Origin of the sequence: Micromonospora nigra, from assembly GCF_900091585.1 — a bacterium.
Lineage (GTDB): Bacteria > Actinomycetota > Actinomycetes > Mycobacteriales > Micromonosporaceae > Micromonospora > Micromonospora nigra.
In genome coordinates this window covers 5293533-5308006 of record NZ_FMHT01000003.1, presented here as the reverse complement: position 1 = coordinate 5308006, position 14474 = coordinate 5293533, and the positions used below count along the sequence as shown (strand labels likewise).

13 protein-coding genes and 1 pseudogene are annotated in these 14474 nt (G+C 74.1%); 2 read left to right on the top strand and 12 right to left on the bottom strand.

Annotated elements, in window-relative coordinates; genetic code table 11:
• The first annotated feature begins 80 nt into the window (after window positions 1-80).
• Window positions 81-671, top strand: coding sequence for a DUF998 domain-containing protein (locus GA0070616_RS23375; RefSeq protein ID WP_175440188.1), 591 nt, complete (start codon window positions 81-83; stop codon window positions 669-671).
• 156 nt (window positions 672-827) lie between these two features.
• On the opposite strand, the gene GA0070616_RS23370 is transcribed toward GA0070616_RS23375, so the two are convergent.
• Window positions 828-1877 carry a S1 family peptidase gene (locus GA0070616_RS23370; protein WP_091087297.1) on the bottom strand — a complete coding sequence of 350 codons (1050 nt, stop codon included), beginning with the start codon at window positions 1875-1877 and terminating at the stop codon, window positions 828-830.
• Between the two features lie 246 nt (window positions 1878-2123).
• Between GA0070616_RS23370 and GA0070616_RS23365 the strand changes: the two genes are divergently transcribed.
• Complete coding sequence (locus GA0070616_RS23365) at window positions 2124-2954, top strand: SGNH/GDSL hydrolase family protein (RefSeq protein ID WP_091087294.1); 831 nt, start codon at window positions 2124-2126, stop codon at window positions 2952-2954.
• A gap of 196 nt (window positions 2955-3150) precedes the next feature.
• Here the strand turns inward: GA0070616_RS23365 and GA0070616_RS23360 are convergent, their stop codons facing one another.
• From GA0070616_RS23360 to GA0070616_RS23315, 11 genes and pseudogenes are all read right to left on the bottom strand, one after another.
• A complete protein-coding gene (locus tag GA0070616_RS23360; protein WP_091087291.1) occupies window positions 3151-4083 on the bottom strand; it encodes an acyl-ACP desaturase in 933 nt (310 codons plus the stop codon).
• 88 nt (window positions 4084-4171) lie between these two features.
• Entirely contained in the window at window positions 4172-5167 is a 996-nt protein-coding gene (locus GA0070616_RS23355) for a lysylphosphatidylglycerol synthase domain-containing protein (RefSeq protein WP_175440187.1), read from the bottom strand.
• Window positions 5164-6282, bottom strand: coding sequence for an endonuclease/exonuclease/phosphatase family protein (locus tag GA0070616_RS23350; RefSeq protein ID WP_091087283.1), 1119 nt, complete (start codon window positions 6280-6282; stop codon window positions 5164-5166). Before GA0070616_RS23350 ends, GA0070616_RS23355 begins: the two co-directional genes overlap by 4 nt.
• Window positions 6279-7292, bottom strand: coding sequence for a glycosyltransferase family 2 protein (locus GA0070616_RS23345; RefSeq protein ID WP_091087280.1), 1014 nt, complete (start codon window positions 7290-7292; stop codon window positions 6279-6281). The genes GA0070616_RS23350 and GA0070616_RS23345 overlap by 4 nt, the downstream gene beginning before the upstream one ends.
• A 4-nt stretch (window positions 7293-7296) precedes the next feature.
• On the bottom strand, window positions 7297-8325 hold the full coding sequence (locus GA0070616_RS23340; protein ID WP_217628227.1) for a glycosyltransferase family 2 protein: 1029 nt from the start codon (window positions 8323-8325) through the stop codon (window positions 7297-7299).
• Window positions 8322-9620 (bottom strand): endonuclease/exonuclease/phosphatase family protein, encoded by a 1299-nt coding sequence (locus tag GA0070616_RS23335; protein WP_091087277.1) that lies wholly within the window; start codon window positions 9618-9620, stop codon window positions 8322-8324. Before GA0070616_RS23335 ends, GA0070616_RS23340 begins: the two co-directional genes overlap by 4 nt.
• Complete coding sequence (locus GA0070616_RS29005; RefSeq protein ID WP_245712864.1) at window positions 9617-10255, bottom strand: hypothetical protein; 639 nt, start codon at window positions 10253-10255, stop codon at window positions 9617-9619. Before GA0070616_RS29005 ends, GA0070616_RS23335 begins: the two co-directional genes overlap by 4 nt.
• Window positions 10256-10278: 23 nt before the next feature.
• Window positions 10279-10623, bottom strand: a pseudogene (locus GA0070616_RS29000) (glycosyltransferase family 2 protein); the annotation flags it as partial.
• 45 nt (window positions 10624-10668) lie between these two features.
• Window positions 10669-11652 carry a UbiA prenyltransferase family protein gene (locus GA0070616_RS23325; protein ID WP_091087274.1) on the bottom strand — a complete coding sequence of 328 codons (984 nt, stop codon included), beginning with the start codon at window positions 11650-11652 and terminating at the stop codon, window positions 10669-10671.
• A 20-nt stretch (window positions 11653-11672) separates the two neighbouring features.
• The gene (locus GA0070616_RS23320) at window positions 11673-12746 is read right to left on the bottom strand and encodes an NAD-dependent epimerase/dehydratase family protein (protein ID WP_281188366.1); all 1074 of its coding nucleotides are present in this window, start codon (window positions 12744-12746) and stop codon (window positions 11673-11675) included.
• Window positions 12743-14065 (bottom strand): aspartate aminotransferase family protein, encoded by a 1323-nt coding sequence (locus GA0070616_RS23315; RefSeq protein WP_217628274.1) that lies wholly within the window; start codon window positions 14063-14065, stop codon window positions 12743-12745. Before GA0070616_RS23315 ends, GA0070616_RS23320 begins: the two co-directional genes overlap by 4 nt.
• Window positions 14066-14474: the final 409 nt, after the last annotated feature.

Here is a 14474-nt window from a genome sequence, read left to right as displayed (position 1 = left end):
AGCCCCCGCCGTCGGGGTCGTCCGGGGTCACCGTCGGCGGCGCGACGGGCGGCGCAGGGGTACGGCGTACGGTGTGGTGCGTGCGACGCGTACCCCTGTGGGCCCTGCTCTCCGCCGTGGCCGCGCCCCTCCTGCTGATCGGCGGCTGGACGCTCGCCGAGGCCCGCCAGACCGGCGGGTACGACCCGGTGACGGACACCATCAGCGCACTCGCCGCCGTCGACGCCGACGACCGTTGGATCATGACGCTGGGTCTGGTCGGTCTGGGTCTGTGCCACTGCGTGACGGCGGCGGGGCTGCGGCCGCTGGCTCCCGCCGGGCGGCTCCTGCTGGCGCTCGGCGGGGTCGCGACCGTGGCGGTGGCGGCCACTCCGCTGCCCGCGGGGGCCGGGAGTTCGACGGCCGGGGCCGGGAGTTCGACGCCGCACGCCCTGGCCGCCGCGATCGCCTTCGGCGCATTGGCGCTCTGGCCGGCGCTGGCGACCCGTGGTGCGCGGCCACGGTGGCTGGCTCTGACCGGCGTCCTGGTGCTGGCCGTCGGATGGTTCGTCGTCGAGTTGACCGTCGGCGGACCCCGCGTGGGACTGTCCGAACGGGTCGCCGCCGGAGCGGAGGCGCTGTGCCCCCTGGTGGTGGTGCTGCGGCTACGGCTGCGGCTGGCAGACGCCTGACGCACCCCGATCACGGCATGTCGCGGCTTCCCGAGGCCGTGATACCGCGACGCGCCGCAGGTCGTGGCCGCCCGGTACGCGGACGGGCCGCCGGCGACCGGGTACGCGGACGGGCCGCCGGAGGAGGAATCCGGCGGCCCGTCGGTGCGGTGCGGATCAGAAGACGTTGACGCCGTAGCGGTTCAGCACCTCGAGGACCGGCTGGAAGTAGGTGGTGCCGCCGGTGGAGCAGTTGCCGCTGCCGCCCGAGGTGAGGCCCAGGGCGGTGGAACCGGCGAACAGCGGGCCGCCGCTGTCACCCGGCTGGGCGCAGACGTTGGTGCGGATCAGGCCGGAGACGGAACCCTCGGCGTAGTTGACCGTGGCGTTCAGCGCGGTGACCGAACCGCCACGCAGGCCGGTGGTGCTGCCCGAGCGCTGCACACGCTGGCCGACGTAGGCGTTGCCGGCGGTGGTGATGTCCTGGTAGCGGCCGTTGTAGAGGTAGACGTTGCCGGCGGCGTTCGCGGGGTTGCTGTGCCGCACGATGCCGTAGTCGTTGCCCGGGAAGCTGCTGCCGGTCCGGCTGCCGAGCAACGAGGTCAGGGAGGAGTTGCTGTACCAGCTCGACGAGATGTTGGTGCAGTGCCCGGCGGTGATGAAGTAGTAGGTGCTGCCGCTGCGCACGTTGAAGCCGAGCGAGCAGCGCCCGCCGCCGCCGGCGTAGATGGCCTGGCCGCCGGAGATGCGCAGGCTCAGCGGGGCGGCCTCCTTCTCGATCCGCACGGCGCCGTTGGCGCGCGCGGCGGCGGCCTTGACCCGCTCCAGCTTCGCGCCGGTGACGGTCGGGTCGACCGAGACGACGACCTGGTTCGTGGCCGGGTCGGTCCACCAGGCGGTGCCGGGGATCTTGGCGGAGCGCTCCAGCTCGGCGGTGGCGCTGTTCAGCTCGGCGGCACCCCGCTTGACGATCCTCGGGGTGGCCCCGGCCGCGGCGACCTGGCGGGCGGCCACGGCGTCGGTCACGGTGACCACCATCTTGCCGGTGGCGTCGGCGTACGCGCCGGCGGAGCGGGCGCCGAGGCGCTCGGACAGCGTGGCGGCGGCGTCGGGGGACGCCGACGAGGGGGCCGCCTGGGCCGGCGTGCCGAGCAGCGAGCCGGCGACCAGGGTGCCGGCCACGGCGATGGTGGCGGCGCGGCGCAGCGATGACCTCGTGGGTCGCATGTAACAGCCTCCCGGATGGGGGTGGAGGGTCCCGTCACGACGACGGCGCCCGGGGCAACTCGGCCGACCTGGGGAAACCGGCGAGCGAGGGAAAGTATTCACATATTTAAGATCGTAAACAAGACCCCCGTTTGCCCGAGTTCATCCGACGGCCACCCGTAACAGGCACGCCACATTGTGGACACAGACCGTCATCTATACGCTCTGGTCACCACCGTTTCCCGGCACCGCGATCCGGAGGCCCCCATGACCCTCGTCCGACGCGCGCTGGCCACCCTCGCCGGCGTCACCGCCCTCGTCCTGCTCGCCACCAGCCCCGCCGCGGCCGACCCCGGTCCGCCACCGTCGTCGATGGCCAGCCTCGGCGACTCCATCACCCGCGGCTTCAACGCCTGCGGGTGGTACGTCGACTGCACGTCACGCTCGTTCAGCACCGGCGACAACTCCACGGTGAACAGCCACTACCTGCGCATCCGGGCGGTGAACCCGGCCATCGGCGGGCGCAACGTCAACGCCGCGAAGACCGGCGCGAAGTCGGCGGACGTCTACGCCCAGGCCGGCACCGCCGTCAGCCAGGGCGCCGGCTACGTCACCGTCCTGATCGGCGCCAACGACGCCTGCACCAGCTCCGAGGCCTCCATGACCCCCGTGTCCACCTTCCGGTCGAACATCGACGCCGCCCTCAACCGGCTCAGGGCCGGCCTGCCGAACGCCAAGGTGTTCGTGATCAGCATTCCCGACATCCACCGGCTGTGGTCGGTGGGTCGGGGCAGCGGCAGCGCCCGTACCGCCTGGTCGCTGTTCGGCATCTGCCAGTCGATGCTGGCCAACCCGACCTCCACCAGCCAGGCCGACGTCGACCGGCGGACCCGGGTCCGGCAGCGGGTCGTCGACTACAACACCCAGCTCGCCCAGGCCTGCGCGGCGTACGGCGCGAACTGCCGATTCGACGGCAACGCCGTCTTCGGCTACCCGTTCAGCCTCAACCAGCTCTCCGGCTGGGACTACTTCCACCCGAACACGAGCGGCCAGCAGGTTCTGGCGAACGTCTCGTACGCCGCCGGCTTCCGCTGGTGACGATGGCGCGTGACCGGCGCGCGGGCGGCCCTCCGGGTCACCGCGCGCCCCCGCCCGCCCGGGCGGCCCCCCGCCACGCGAGGGGCACTGCGACGCTCCCGGTCACTCCGCCACGGGCGGGGGCCCTGCGACGCTTCCGGTCACTCCGCCACGGGCGGGGCGGACCGCCGCGGGCGGGCCCTGCGGCGCGGGCGGGTCAGGAGACCGCCAGGCGGGCCTGGCGGGCGGCACGGCGCTCCTCGAAGCGGGTGGCCGAGCGGTCCAGGTCGTCGAGATGGCGGGCGAGCTGGTCGCGGGCGGCCTCACCGTCGGCGTCCAGGCCGGTGACGTCGAAGACGTCCCACTGGCGCAGCACCGGCAGCACCACCTCGTCGCGGTGCAGTCGCAGGTCGTAGATGCCGGCCAGGGCGATCGCCACCGACTTGCGGGCGAAGCCCTCGATGCCGACGCCGGGCATCTGGAAGTCGGCCACCACGTCGGCCACCGCCCGCATCGCCTGGCTCGGCGCCAGCTCGAAGGCCGCCGCGAGCAGGTTGCGGTAGAAGACCATGTGCAGGTTCTCGTCGGCGGCCACCCGGGCCAGCAGCGACTCGCAGACCGGGTCGCCGGTCACCCGGCCGGTGTTGCGGTGCGAGATCCGGGTGGCCAGCTCCTGGAACGAGACGTACGCCAGCGAGTGCAGCACCTCGTCGCCGTGGGCGTTGACGTAGCCGGCCGACATGTGCGTCATCCGGGCCCGCTCCAACGCCACCGGGTCGACCGCGCGGGTCACGCTGAGGTAGTCGCGGATGGCGGTGCCGTGCCGCCCCTCCTCGGCGGTCCACCGGTGCACCCAGGTGCCCCACGCCCCGTCCCGGCCGAACAGGGTGGCGATCTCGTGGTGGTACGACGGCAGGTTGTCCTCGGTGAGCAGGTTGACGATCAGCGCGGTGCGGGCCACCTCGGGAATGGTGGAGTCGTTCTCCTGCCACGGCGCACCGCCGAGCGGCCCGTCGAAGGTCCGCCCCTCGCTCCACGGCACGTACTCGTGCGGGAACCACTCCTTGGCCATCGACAGGTGCCGGTCGAGGTTCCGCTCGACCACGGGTTCGAGTTCGAGCAGCAGCGCGGTCTGGCTGAGTGTGGTCACGAGCGTCTCCCTACGGTGGCGTAACTTACGCCACCGTAGGTCGCTTCGGCCGTACGCGCCAGTAATGAGCCCGAACCGCGCGCCCTGGTCACACCGCCACGGGCGGTCCGACGGCCGGTTCACCGGCGGTTCGCCCGTCGGCGGGTGGGCGGCGGATCGCGGTGAGCAGCGCCAGGACGACCGCGGTCGAGCCGACGTCGCCGACGGTCAGCAGCACCCGGCTCAGCGCGACCACGGTCACCAGGTCCGGACCGCCGACGAGGGAGCCCAGGGTGACCGCGAGGGCCACCTCGCGCACGCCCAGCCCGGTCGGCATGACCACTGCCGCGATGCCGGCCACCACCGACAGGGCGAACCCGCCCACCCCGATGCCGACCGCGCGCACCGGATCGGCGCCGAAGGCGAGCGCGAGCACGGTGATGTGCAGCCCGCTGATCAGCCAGCCGAGCAGCATCAGCCCGGTCGCGGCGAGCAGCACCGGCCGGGTGGGCAGCACCGGCCCGCTGCCCGCGCGGCCCGGCTCGTCGGTCGGCGCGCCGCGTCGCAGCAGCCGGGCGGCCGCGCCCAGCAGACCGGCCAGCAGCCGGGGAGCGAACACCGGAACCAGCGCGGCCCCGGTCAACGGCAGCAACAGCAACCACCAGGGGTTCCCCGTGACCAGCCAGGGCAGCGCGAGCACACCCACCACCAGCCCCGCCACCACGCCGAGGCCCTGGCTGGTCAGGAACGCGGCGGCCAGCCGGGCCGGCGGCTGGCGCAGCGGGCGGGCCAGCGCGGCGTGCGCCACCGTCGGCCAGACCCCACCGGGCAGGTAACGGGTGAGCCCGGCGAGGAAGAACACCCAGGCGGAGTCCCGCAGCGACAGCCGGCTGCCGAGGCCGGCCAGCAGCAGCCGCCAGCCGAAGAACCCGGGCACCCCGCCGACGGCGGCGAGGACCCCCGCCGCGAGGGCGGTGCCCCATCCCACCGAGCGCAGGCTCTCCCCCAGCCCGTGCCGGACCCGCCACACCTGCCAGCCGAGGAAGACCAGCACGGCGGCGTACCCGACGACGCGCAGCACCGTCCACAGCCGCGCCCGGGTCACCGCGCGCCGCCCAGCGACAGGGTCAGCTCCTGCACCCGGTGGTCGGACATGCCTGCCGGGTCGCGCAGCCGGTAGCCGTGCACCGTCCACTCCGGGGACACGAACGACCAGTCCAGCCGCCACCAGCGCTGCCCGGCGATGCTCCACGACGTCGGGTAGAGCGATTCGGACGCCCGGCCGGCGTCGGTCAGCCGCGCGGTGAGAGCCGCCAGGTCGCCCATCGCCGGGCTGGTGTTCAGGTCGCCGGCCAGCAACGTGGGCAGCGGATTCCGGTCGAGGTCGGCGACCAGCGCCCGATACTGCGTCTCCCGCCGGTGGAAGAACTCTCGGCGGCGGTCGTGGAAGTGCCCGCGCAGCGGACTGCTGAGATCCAGCGGCACCAGGATGTGGGCGTTGTAGACCGACACCGTGCGCGAACCGACCAACAGGTCCGTCCGCAGCGTCTTGACCTCGCGGTACTCGGTCTGCCAGTCGGCGCCCGGCGGCGGGTCGGCCGGCAGCGCGAACACCCCGACGATCGGGTGACGGCTCAGGGTCACCAGTTCGCCCCGGGCGACGATCTGGTAACCGGGGAACTCCCGGCGCAGCCGGGCCAGGTCGGCGTCCCGCGCGGCCGGGTCGTCGGCCGGCTTGTACTCCTGGAGCAGGTACACGTCGGCGCGGCGGGCGGTCAGCGAGGCGTAGAACGTGTCCGGGTCGTCGTCGTGGTTCCAGACGGTGGTGTTCCAGGAGACCACCCGCAGCGCGTCCGGTGGTGGTGGCGGCGGGGTGCGCAGGGCCGCCGGGTTGAGGCCGCCCAGGTCGGCGCCGAGCAGCAGCCCGGCGGCGCCGAGCAGGGCCACCCGGCGCCGGGCCGGTCCGGCGACCAGGGCCAGGGCGAGCAGCAGCAGCGGCACGGCGACGAAGGCCAGCGGCGGGACCAGTTCCGGCAGCAGCCAGCGCCACCACCGGCCGCTGAGCAGCCGGTGCAGCACCAGGAAGACGAGCCACGCACCGGCCAGCGCGACCGACGTCGCACCGAGCCGGCGGCGCCAGGGTGCCCGGACCGGACCCGGGGCCGCCGGGGTGGCGGGTGGGGCCGTCGCCGGGGCGGCCCGCTGGGTGACCGCGCTCATGCCGCCACCGCCTGCTCCTCGTAGAGCCGCCGGAACCGTCGGGACACCAGCCACTGGACGAGCCCGGCCGCCACCCCGACCCCGATGGTCAGGTTGACCAGCAGGTGCAGCGCGGCGTACACGACGGTGAAGGGCAGGCCCCGGGTGCGCAGCACGAAGCGGTACATCCGGGCGTCCGACAACAGCCAGGCCAGCAGCAGCAGCGCCGGTAGCGCCGCCCACACCGGGCCGGCGACCAGCGGCAGCGGCGCCGTGGCGGCGGCCAGCCAGGACGCCAGGCCGGTGCCGGACTCGGCCGAGGTGACCACGCCGACGACCCGCCTGCGGTGGAGGAAGAACGGAATGTGCACCCGGGTGCGGGTGAACACCTTCGACAGGGCGATCCGCAGGGTGGCGTCGTCGTCGTGCCGGCCGAGGACGGTCGAGGTCATCCGCACCTCGTAACGGGCGGTGAGCCGCTCGACCACGTCGGCGCCCTCGCTCTGGGTCAGCCGGGGGTTCCACGGACCCACCTCGTCCCAGACCCTGCTCGGCACGGCGACGATCGCGGTGGACATGAAACCGGTGATGCTGCCCTCGGCGATCCGGAACCACCAGTGCCGGTAGAGGTTGCGGTAGTCCCGGACGACGCCGCCGGGGGTCATCGGCACGGTGTCGTAGTTGCCGCAGACCGCGCCGACGCCGGGCTCGGCCGCGAGGATCGCCACGGCGTTGGCGACGGCGTCGGGGGCGAGCGCCACGTCGGAGTCGACGAACATCAGGATCTCGCCGCGGGCGGCCTCCGCGCCGATGTTGCGGGCCACCGACGGGCCGCTGTTGACCGGCGTACGCAGCACCCGGACGCCGAAGGAGTCGGCCACCGCGACCGAGTCGTCGGTGCTGCCGTCGTCGACCACGATCACCTCCAACGGCCCGTGGGTCTGCGCGGCCAGCGCGGCCAGGCAGTGACGCAACGGCTGGGCGTAGTTGTAGTTGGGCACGATCACCGAGACCAGGGGTGCGGTTCGCACGGGTTCACCAACCTTTCGAGTCGACCGGCCGGGCGGCGGGTCGGGCGGAGCGGCCCGACGGGCCGAAGGACGGGTCCAGGACGACGCGGACGGCTCCCACCAGCGCGCCGGCGATCATTGCCAGGTTGACCAACAGGTGCACGCCGGTGGCGAGGCCGAGGAACCGCCAGCCGCCGGTGCGGCGTAGCAGCCGGAACAGCGGCCGGTCGGCGGCGACGAAGCCGACGAGGCACAGCAGTGGCAGCAGGGCCAGCACCGGGTGCAGCAGCACGGCGGGCACGGTGAGCGGGGTCAGCCCGGCTGCCAGCACCCCGAGGGTGGGGTTGAACACCAGCCCTCGGCTGCGGTACCGGTTGCGCAGCGAGAACGGCATCAGTTGGGCCCGGCGGAACTGCTCGTCGAGCAGGGGCAGCAGCCGGTCGGCCTCGTCGTGCCAGCCACGCACGGCGGTGCTGATCCGGATGTCGTGGCGGGTCAGCAGCCGCTCGCTGTACTCGTCGTCCTCGGCGCTGCGCAGCTTCTCGTCGAAGCCGCCCAGGGTGTCGAGGACCCGGCGGGGCACCGCGGCGAGGGCGAAGATCGCGCTGTCCACCGGTCCGGCCGCGCGGCTGAGCGCATGGTGCAGGTGCAGCACCCGGTAGCGCTCGACCGGGCCGTCGTCGATCAGCGGCTGCGGGGCGTACACGCCGTACACGCAGCCGCAGTCGGGGTGGGCGGCCAGCTCGGCGAGCGCGGCGGCGACCGCGTCGGGAGCGAGGGCCACGTCGGAGTCGACGAAGAAGACCACCTCCGAGGTGCTGGCGGCCACCCCGGCGTTGCGCGCCGCCGACACCCCGGCGTTGACCGGCTGGACGACCAGCCGGCAGCCGAACTCGGCCGCGACGGCCGGGGAGCCGTCGGTGCTGCCGTCGTCGACGACGACCACCTCGACCGGCGGGTGGGTCTGGGCGTACACCGAGGCCAGGCACTGCCGCAGCGTCTTCGCCGCGTTGTAGACGGGGATCACCACCGCGACGGTGGGCGCGGCGCTCACGACGTCTCCGCCAGGGAGACCACGACCTGCTGGAGGCGGTGGTCGGAGAGCCCGGCCGGCTCGCGCAGCGCGTACCGGTGGACCCGGACCGACGGGCTGGTCAGCGTCCAGTCCAGCCGCCACAGCGCGGGCCGCGCCCCGGCGGGCCAGGAGGCGGGATGGCCGGCACGGGAGGCGTCGGCGGCGTCGCGCAGCCGGTCGCGCAGGGGCCGCAGGTCACCCATCGCGGGGGTGGTGTTGAAGTCGCCGCCGACGAGCACGGGGTGCGGGTTGGCGGCGATGTCACCGGCCAGGGCGTCGAGGTGGGCCCGCCGGGCGGCGTCCCGCTCGGCGACGAAGTCGAGGAAGCCCTCGGGTGCCAGGTTGACCTGCACCGGCAGGTGCACGTTGTACGTCGACAGCACCCGCCCGCCCACGGACAGGTCGGTGCGCAGCACCTTGGCGGCGGTGAACACCTGCCCGAAGTCGGCCTCCGCGCTCGCGGGCAGCGCGGCGTCCGGGCCGACCGGCGGCCGGGCGAGCACCGGGTGGCGGGACAGGGTCAGCAGTTCCCCCCGGGCGACGACGGTGTAGCCGGGGAACATCTCGCGCAGCCGGGTCGACGCGGGCGCGGGCCGGGCCCCGGCCAGCCCGGCGGAGCGGTCCCAGTACAGGTGCTCCTGGAGGAGGTAGACGTCGGCCCGCTGGGCGGCGAGGAAGCGCAGGAACGCCTCCGGGTCGTCGTCCTGGTCCCAGTAGCCGGTGTTCCAGACGACGACCCGGACCGCGTCCGCCGACGGTGGGTCGACCCGGCCGCCGGTCAGCGCGTACCGGTTGAGCCCGGCGTCGGGCAGGCCGAGCGTGAACGCCACTATCGCGCAGACCAGCACCACGACGCGGGGACGCGCCGGCACCGACCGCCGGAGCAGTCGGGCGGCCGGCACGGCGAGCGCCAGCAGCACCGGCACAACGGCGTACGCCAGCGGCGGCAGCAGGTCGGGCAGCAGCCATCCCCACCAGCGGCCGGTGAGCAGCCGGTGCAGCACGGTGAACAGCAGCCAGCCGACCGAGGCGGCCACCAGGAGCCGGGTCGCCCGGCACCAGCGGACGCCGACGACCGGCGGACCGACCGCGCCACCGCCGTTGGTGTCGTCGCGGCTCGCGCCGCCGGTCGACCCGGGCGCGGCGGTGGCACCGGGCGCAGCGGTGGCACCGGGCGCGGCGGTGGCACCGGGCGCGGCCGGGACACCGCCGGGGGTTGGCACACCCGGCGCGGCGGCCAGGTCGGGACCGGCGGGCGACGGGGACGGGCTCACGCCGGCACCTGCCGGGGCTGAGGGCCGCCGTCGTAGAGGCCACGGAACGAGCGGGAGGTCAGCCACTGCACGGCACCGGCCGCCGCACCGGCGGCGATGGCGAGGTTGAGCAGCCACTGCACCCCCAGGAAGGCCGGCAGCAGGCCCGGCCGGCGACGCAGCACGAAGCGGTACATCCCGGCGTCGCTGGCGACGAAACCCGCGCCGAGCACCAGCGTCGGCAGCACGCCGAGCGGGCCGACGAGCAGCGGCAGGGGCAGGGCCAGGGTGGCGAGGAACGCGGTGACGCTGCCCCACATCCGGGCGGCGGTCTCGAATCCCCGGGCGGCCCGGCGGCGGCGCGCGTACAACGGCATCCGCAACCGGCAGCGGTGGAAGACCTTGCGCAGCAACGGCCCGAGGCGGTCGTCGTCGCGGTGCCGGCCGTGGATGGCGTCGGTGAGCCGGATCGGGTAGCGGGCGCTGAGCCGTTCGCCGTACTCGACCTCCTCGGTCTGCCGCAGTCCCTCGTGGAACGGGCCGAGTTCGGCGAAGACCTTCGCCGGCATGGCGCAGATCGCGGTGAACAGGAAGCTGACGTCGCCGAGCGAGCTGATCCGCCAGTAGTGCGCCTGTAGGCAGCGGCACTCCTGCACCAGGCTGTCGCGGACGAGGGGGTGGCGTCGAGGCTGCCGCAGATCGCGCCGGCGGCCGGGTCGTCGCGCAGCAGCCGCACCGCGCGGGCGACCGTGTCCGGCGGGAGTTCCACGTCGGAGTCGACGAAGAGCAGGATCTCGCCCCGGGCCCGGGCCGCGCCGAGGTTGCGGGCGGCGGACGGCCCGCTGTTGCGCGGGGTGGACAGGACCGGCACGCCGACGGACCGGGCCACCGCGACCGAGTCGTCGGTGCTCCGGTCGTCGACGAAGATGACCTCCGCCGGGGCGTACGTCTGGGCCAGCAGCGCGGGCAGGGTGAGCCGCAGCGAGTCGGCGTGGTTGTAGTTGGGCACGATGACCGAGACCATCGGACCGGGCGTCGTCATGGTTCTCCTCTGTGGTGGATCACGGGGTCAGGACAGCACGGCGGCGACCGCCGGGAACTGGGTGACGGCCAGCAGGGCGACGAGGGTGGCGCCCCAGAGGACCCCGGTGACCAGCACCGCGCGGTCGCGCAGGAGCAGCCGTACGGGATCGCCGCCGGCCCGGCGGACCAGGGCCAGTTGCAGGTACCGGGACATCAGGTAGAGCAGGAACGGGGTGGACAGCAGCATCGCGGCCTCCCCGTACGGGGCGAAGGGCGCCTCGGTGCGCAGCCACACCAGCCCGGCGGTGACGGCCAGGACGCTGGTGAGCTGCACCAGGTGCCCGGCCAGTTCGACGGTGTAGCCGCGCAGGGCGGGGCGGTGCGCCGTCCCGCTGTCGAGCAGTTCCTGCCGGCGCTTGCCGATGGTGAGCAGCAGGCACGCGGCGAAGACGGTCACCAGCAGCATCCCGGACACGGCCGCACCGGCGGCGAGGGCGCCCTGCACGACGCGCAGCACGAACCCGATGGCGACCACCCCCACCTCGACGAGGGGGACGTGCTTGAGTCCCCGGCTGTACCAGACGTTGAGCACGAGGTAGGTCAGCACCGGCCAGGCGGGGCCGGCCAGCCCGGCGCGCAGCAGGACGGCCAGCAGGGCGAGCAGCAGCAGACCCCAGGCGTACGCCACCGGCACCGGCACCCGGCCGGCGGCCACCGGTCGGTGTCGCTTCGCCGGGTGGTGGCGGTCGCGGTGCCGGTCGGCCACGTCGTTGCCGACGTACACGGCCGAGGCGGCCAGCACGAACGCGAGCACCGCCCCGGCGAGGCGGCCCAGCACGGCCGGGCTCCACACGCTGACGTCGATCAGGGCGACCGGCACCACGAGCAGGCTCTTGGCCCAGTGCGCGGGTCGCACCAGCCGGACCAGGTCGGCGGCCAGGCGCAGGGGACGGTGGGACGGGTCGTGGCGGTCGGCGGTGACCGGGGAGCCGACCGCGGCGGGTGGGGCGGCGGAGTCGACGACGGGCATGGCGGCACCTTCCGTCCGGGCTAGAAGAAGACCTTGGCGAGGGAGAGCGCGCCCTGCCGCCACGGTTCCCGGCTGGTCCGGCCGCCACCGCTGGCCGGGGCGGCGCCCCGGTTCGCCCGCCACCAGTGGAAGGTGCCGAGGATCGCGTCCCGGTTGGACAGCCGGGGGGTGAAGCCGAGTCGCTCGCGGGCCTTGTCGATGCTGACGTACGAGTCGGCGCGCAGCTTGTGCAGCAGCCGTCCGTACACCGGGGACAGTCCGCTGCGCTCCAGGCCCCGCAGCGCGGCCAGCGCCGGTGCGGCGGGCAGGCCGACGACCCGGCGGCCGTGCCCGGCGGCGTCCAGCACCGCCTGGAAGTCCTCGCGCAGCGTGCCGAACTCGGCCGCTCCCAGGTTGTAGGTGTCGCCGGCCACCCCGTCGGGGGCGTGCAGCACCGTCACCAGCGCGTCGACCAGGTCCTCGACGGCGAACATCTGCACCCGCACGTCGCCGCGACCGAGCACCGGGAAGTGCCGGCCCTCCTCGGCCCACTCGAAGAGCATGGCGAACAGGCCCATCCGTCCCGGGCCGAGGAAGGTCTTCGGCCGCAGCACCGGCACGCACAGCCCGTCGGCGCGGTACCGCTCGGCGATCACCTCCGCCTCGGCCTTCGCCCGGGTGTAGGGGTCCACCGGCTCGCGGGGGTGCGTCTCCGGTGTCGGCACGGTGCGCGGCAGGCCGTACACGGCGGTGGAGGACACGTGCACCACCCGGGGCACCCCGACGCGGTGGGCCGCGCCGAGGACGGCCGCCGTGCCGTCGACGATGATCGAGCGGATCATGTCGGCGGGATAGCTGGGCAGGGCGGCGGCGGTGTGCACGACGGCGGCGGCACCGGCGAAGACCCGGGCCAGCAGCGCCGTGTCGCGGATGTCGCCCTGGCTGTGGTTCAGCGCGGGGTGGGCGTGCCGGGCGGGCAGCAGGTCGACGCCGTGCACCCGGTGGCCGTCGTCGAGCAGCCGGCGGACCAGGTGCGCGCCGAGCATGCCGGACGCTCCGGTCACCACCACGTGCCCGTCGCCCGGGTGCCCGTCGTGGGAGTCACCGTGGCTCACCACCGCGACGTCACCCGCTCCCGGACGAAGGAGGCCAGCAGGCGCGGCAGCCCCCGGGACAGGGTGGCGTCCAGGGCGGTCAGGAAGCGCTCGACGTCGTCGGCGGTGGCCACCAGGCTGGGGGCCACCATCAGCGGGTTGTCGGCGTTCGGGCTGTAGTAGGTCATGATGCCGTGCTCGCGGAACAGGTGGGCGATCACCGACAGGGTGATCAGCTTGGTGCGGAACTGCGGGTCGTGCCGGAACCCGGGCATCAGCCGGCCGGCGAGGTCGAGCACACCCGGCCCACCGTCGAGGAAGACCCCCCACAGCGCGCCGGCCCCGGCGACCCGGCCGACGACGTCCGGGTGGGCCTTCGCCAGTCGTTCCAGGCCGGGCCGCAGCACCGCCTCCAGGGCGCGGGCGCGGGCCGGGTAGTCGTCGCCGACCACGACGTCGATCGCCGCCACGGCGGTGGCGGTCTCCTCGCCGAAGCCGTAGTAGGTGGTGCTGTGCAGGATCACGTCGGCCATCCGGTCGTACGCGCGCCGGAAGATCGGCTCGCGGGCGGTGTAGCCGGAGATGGAGGCCTTGCCGCCGCCGAGGGACTTCGAGTACGTGAGGATGTCCGGCAGCAGCCCCTCGTGACGCATGAAGTAGAAGAGGCTGCCGGTCTTGCCCCAGCCGGTGTAGATCTCGTCGAAGATCATGATGATGTCCCGCTCCCGGCAGAACCGTTGCAGCGCGAGCAGGTCCTCGGCCGACCAGTGGCGCATGGTGGAGGCGCTGAACGGTTCGACCATGATGGCGTAGACGTCGCAGCCGCCCTCGGGGGTGCGGGCGGCGTCCACCGCGGCGCAGACGGCGGCCAGGTCGCCGTAGGGGTACACCACGATGCCCGGCAGGCCGGGGAAGCGGAACGAGTTCTCCGACGAGCCGGTGAGGCTGCCCGCGCCGAGGGTCTTGCCGTGGAAGCTGATGTCGGCGCGCAGGATCGTGTTGCGTCGGCCACCGTGGAACTTGTACGCCATCTTGATGGCGCCCTCGTTGGCCTCGGCCCCCGAGTTCGGGAAGTACGACACCGACAGGTCCCCGGGCAGCAGCGCGGCGACGTTGTGGCTGAGCGCGGCCAGGTACGGCGAGAAGAACCCCTTGTGCACCTCCATCCGCCCCTGTTGCGCGTACCGCTGCCGGGCAGCCAGGATCCGGGGGTGGTTGTGCCCGTGGTTGAGCACGCCGACGCCGCCGGAGAAGTCGAGGATCCGCCGCCCGTCGCGCAGGTGGATCCACACCCCCTCGGCGCATTCGACGAGTTCGCGACCGAACCCGAAGGTGGTCATCAGCGAGACCTGACTGCGGCTGACGTGGGCGCGGTACAGCTCGTGCACCTGCGCGGTGCTGAGCTGCTCCGCCTCGTCGAGGCCGATCAACTGGGGCATGGGGGCTTGCCTCTCCTCGGGCGACCGGGTGGGACCGCGCTGACGCGACCGCGAGGGCGGCGTCCACGGCGGATCGATAGCGCCTGATGGGCGCGCTCCCACGCTAGCCAGCGGGCCCGGCCTGGTCATGCCGCGCGTGCGGGGGACACCCGGGCCGCCCGGACGCCCCCCGCAAGGGGGGCACCCACGAGCATGAGCAGGGCGGGGACAACCGGGATCGAACGGGGTGCGGGCCCGGACCAGACGGACAAGCTGTGACGGCGGTCACGTTCAGCCCGGCTGGTCGGCGACGGGAGCCGGGAGCGGCGAC

What these genes read in the sequence shown, in the direction of transcription:
- GA0070616_RS23370 (WP_091087297.1), bottom strand. Translation starts at nt 1,877, where the DNA reads ATGCGACCCACGAGGTCATCGCTGCGCCGCGCCGCCACCATCGCCGTG.
- GA0070616_RS23350 (WP_091087283.1), bottom strand. Translation starts at nt 6,282, where the DNA reads ATGAGCGCGGTCACCCAGCGGGCCGCCCCGGCGACGGCCCCACCCGCC.
- GA0070616_RS23315 (WP_217628274.1), bottom strand. Translation starts at nt 14,065, where the DNA reads ATGACCACCTTCGGGTTCGGTCGCGAACTCGTCGAATGCGCCGAGGGG.
- GA0070616_RS23325 (WP_091087274.1), bottom strand. Translation starts at nt 11,652, where the DNA reads ATGCCCGTCGTCGACTCCGCCGCCCCACCCGCCGCGGTCGGCTCCCCG.
- GA0070616_RS23365 (WP_091087294.1), top strand. Translation starts at nt 2,124, where the DNA reads ATGACCCTCGTCCGACGCGCGCTGGCCACCCTCGCCGGCGTCACCGCC.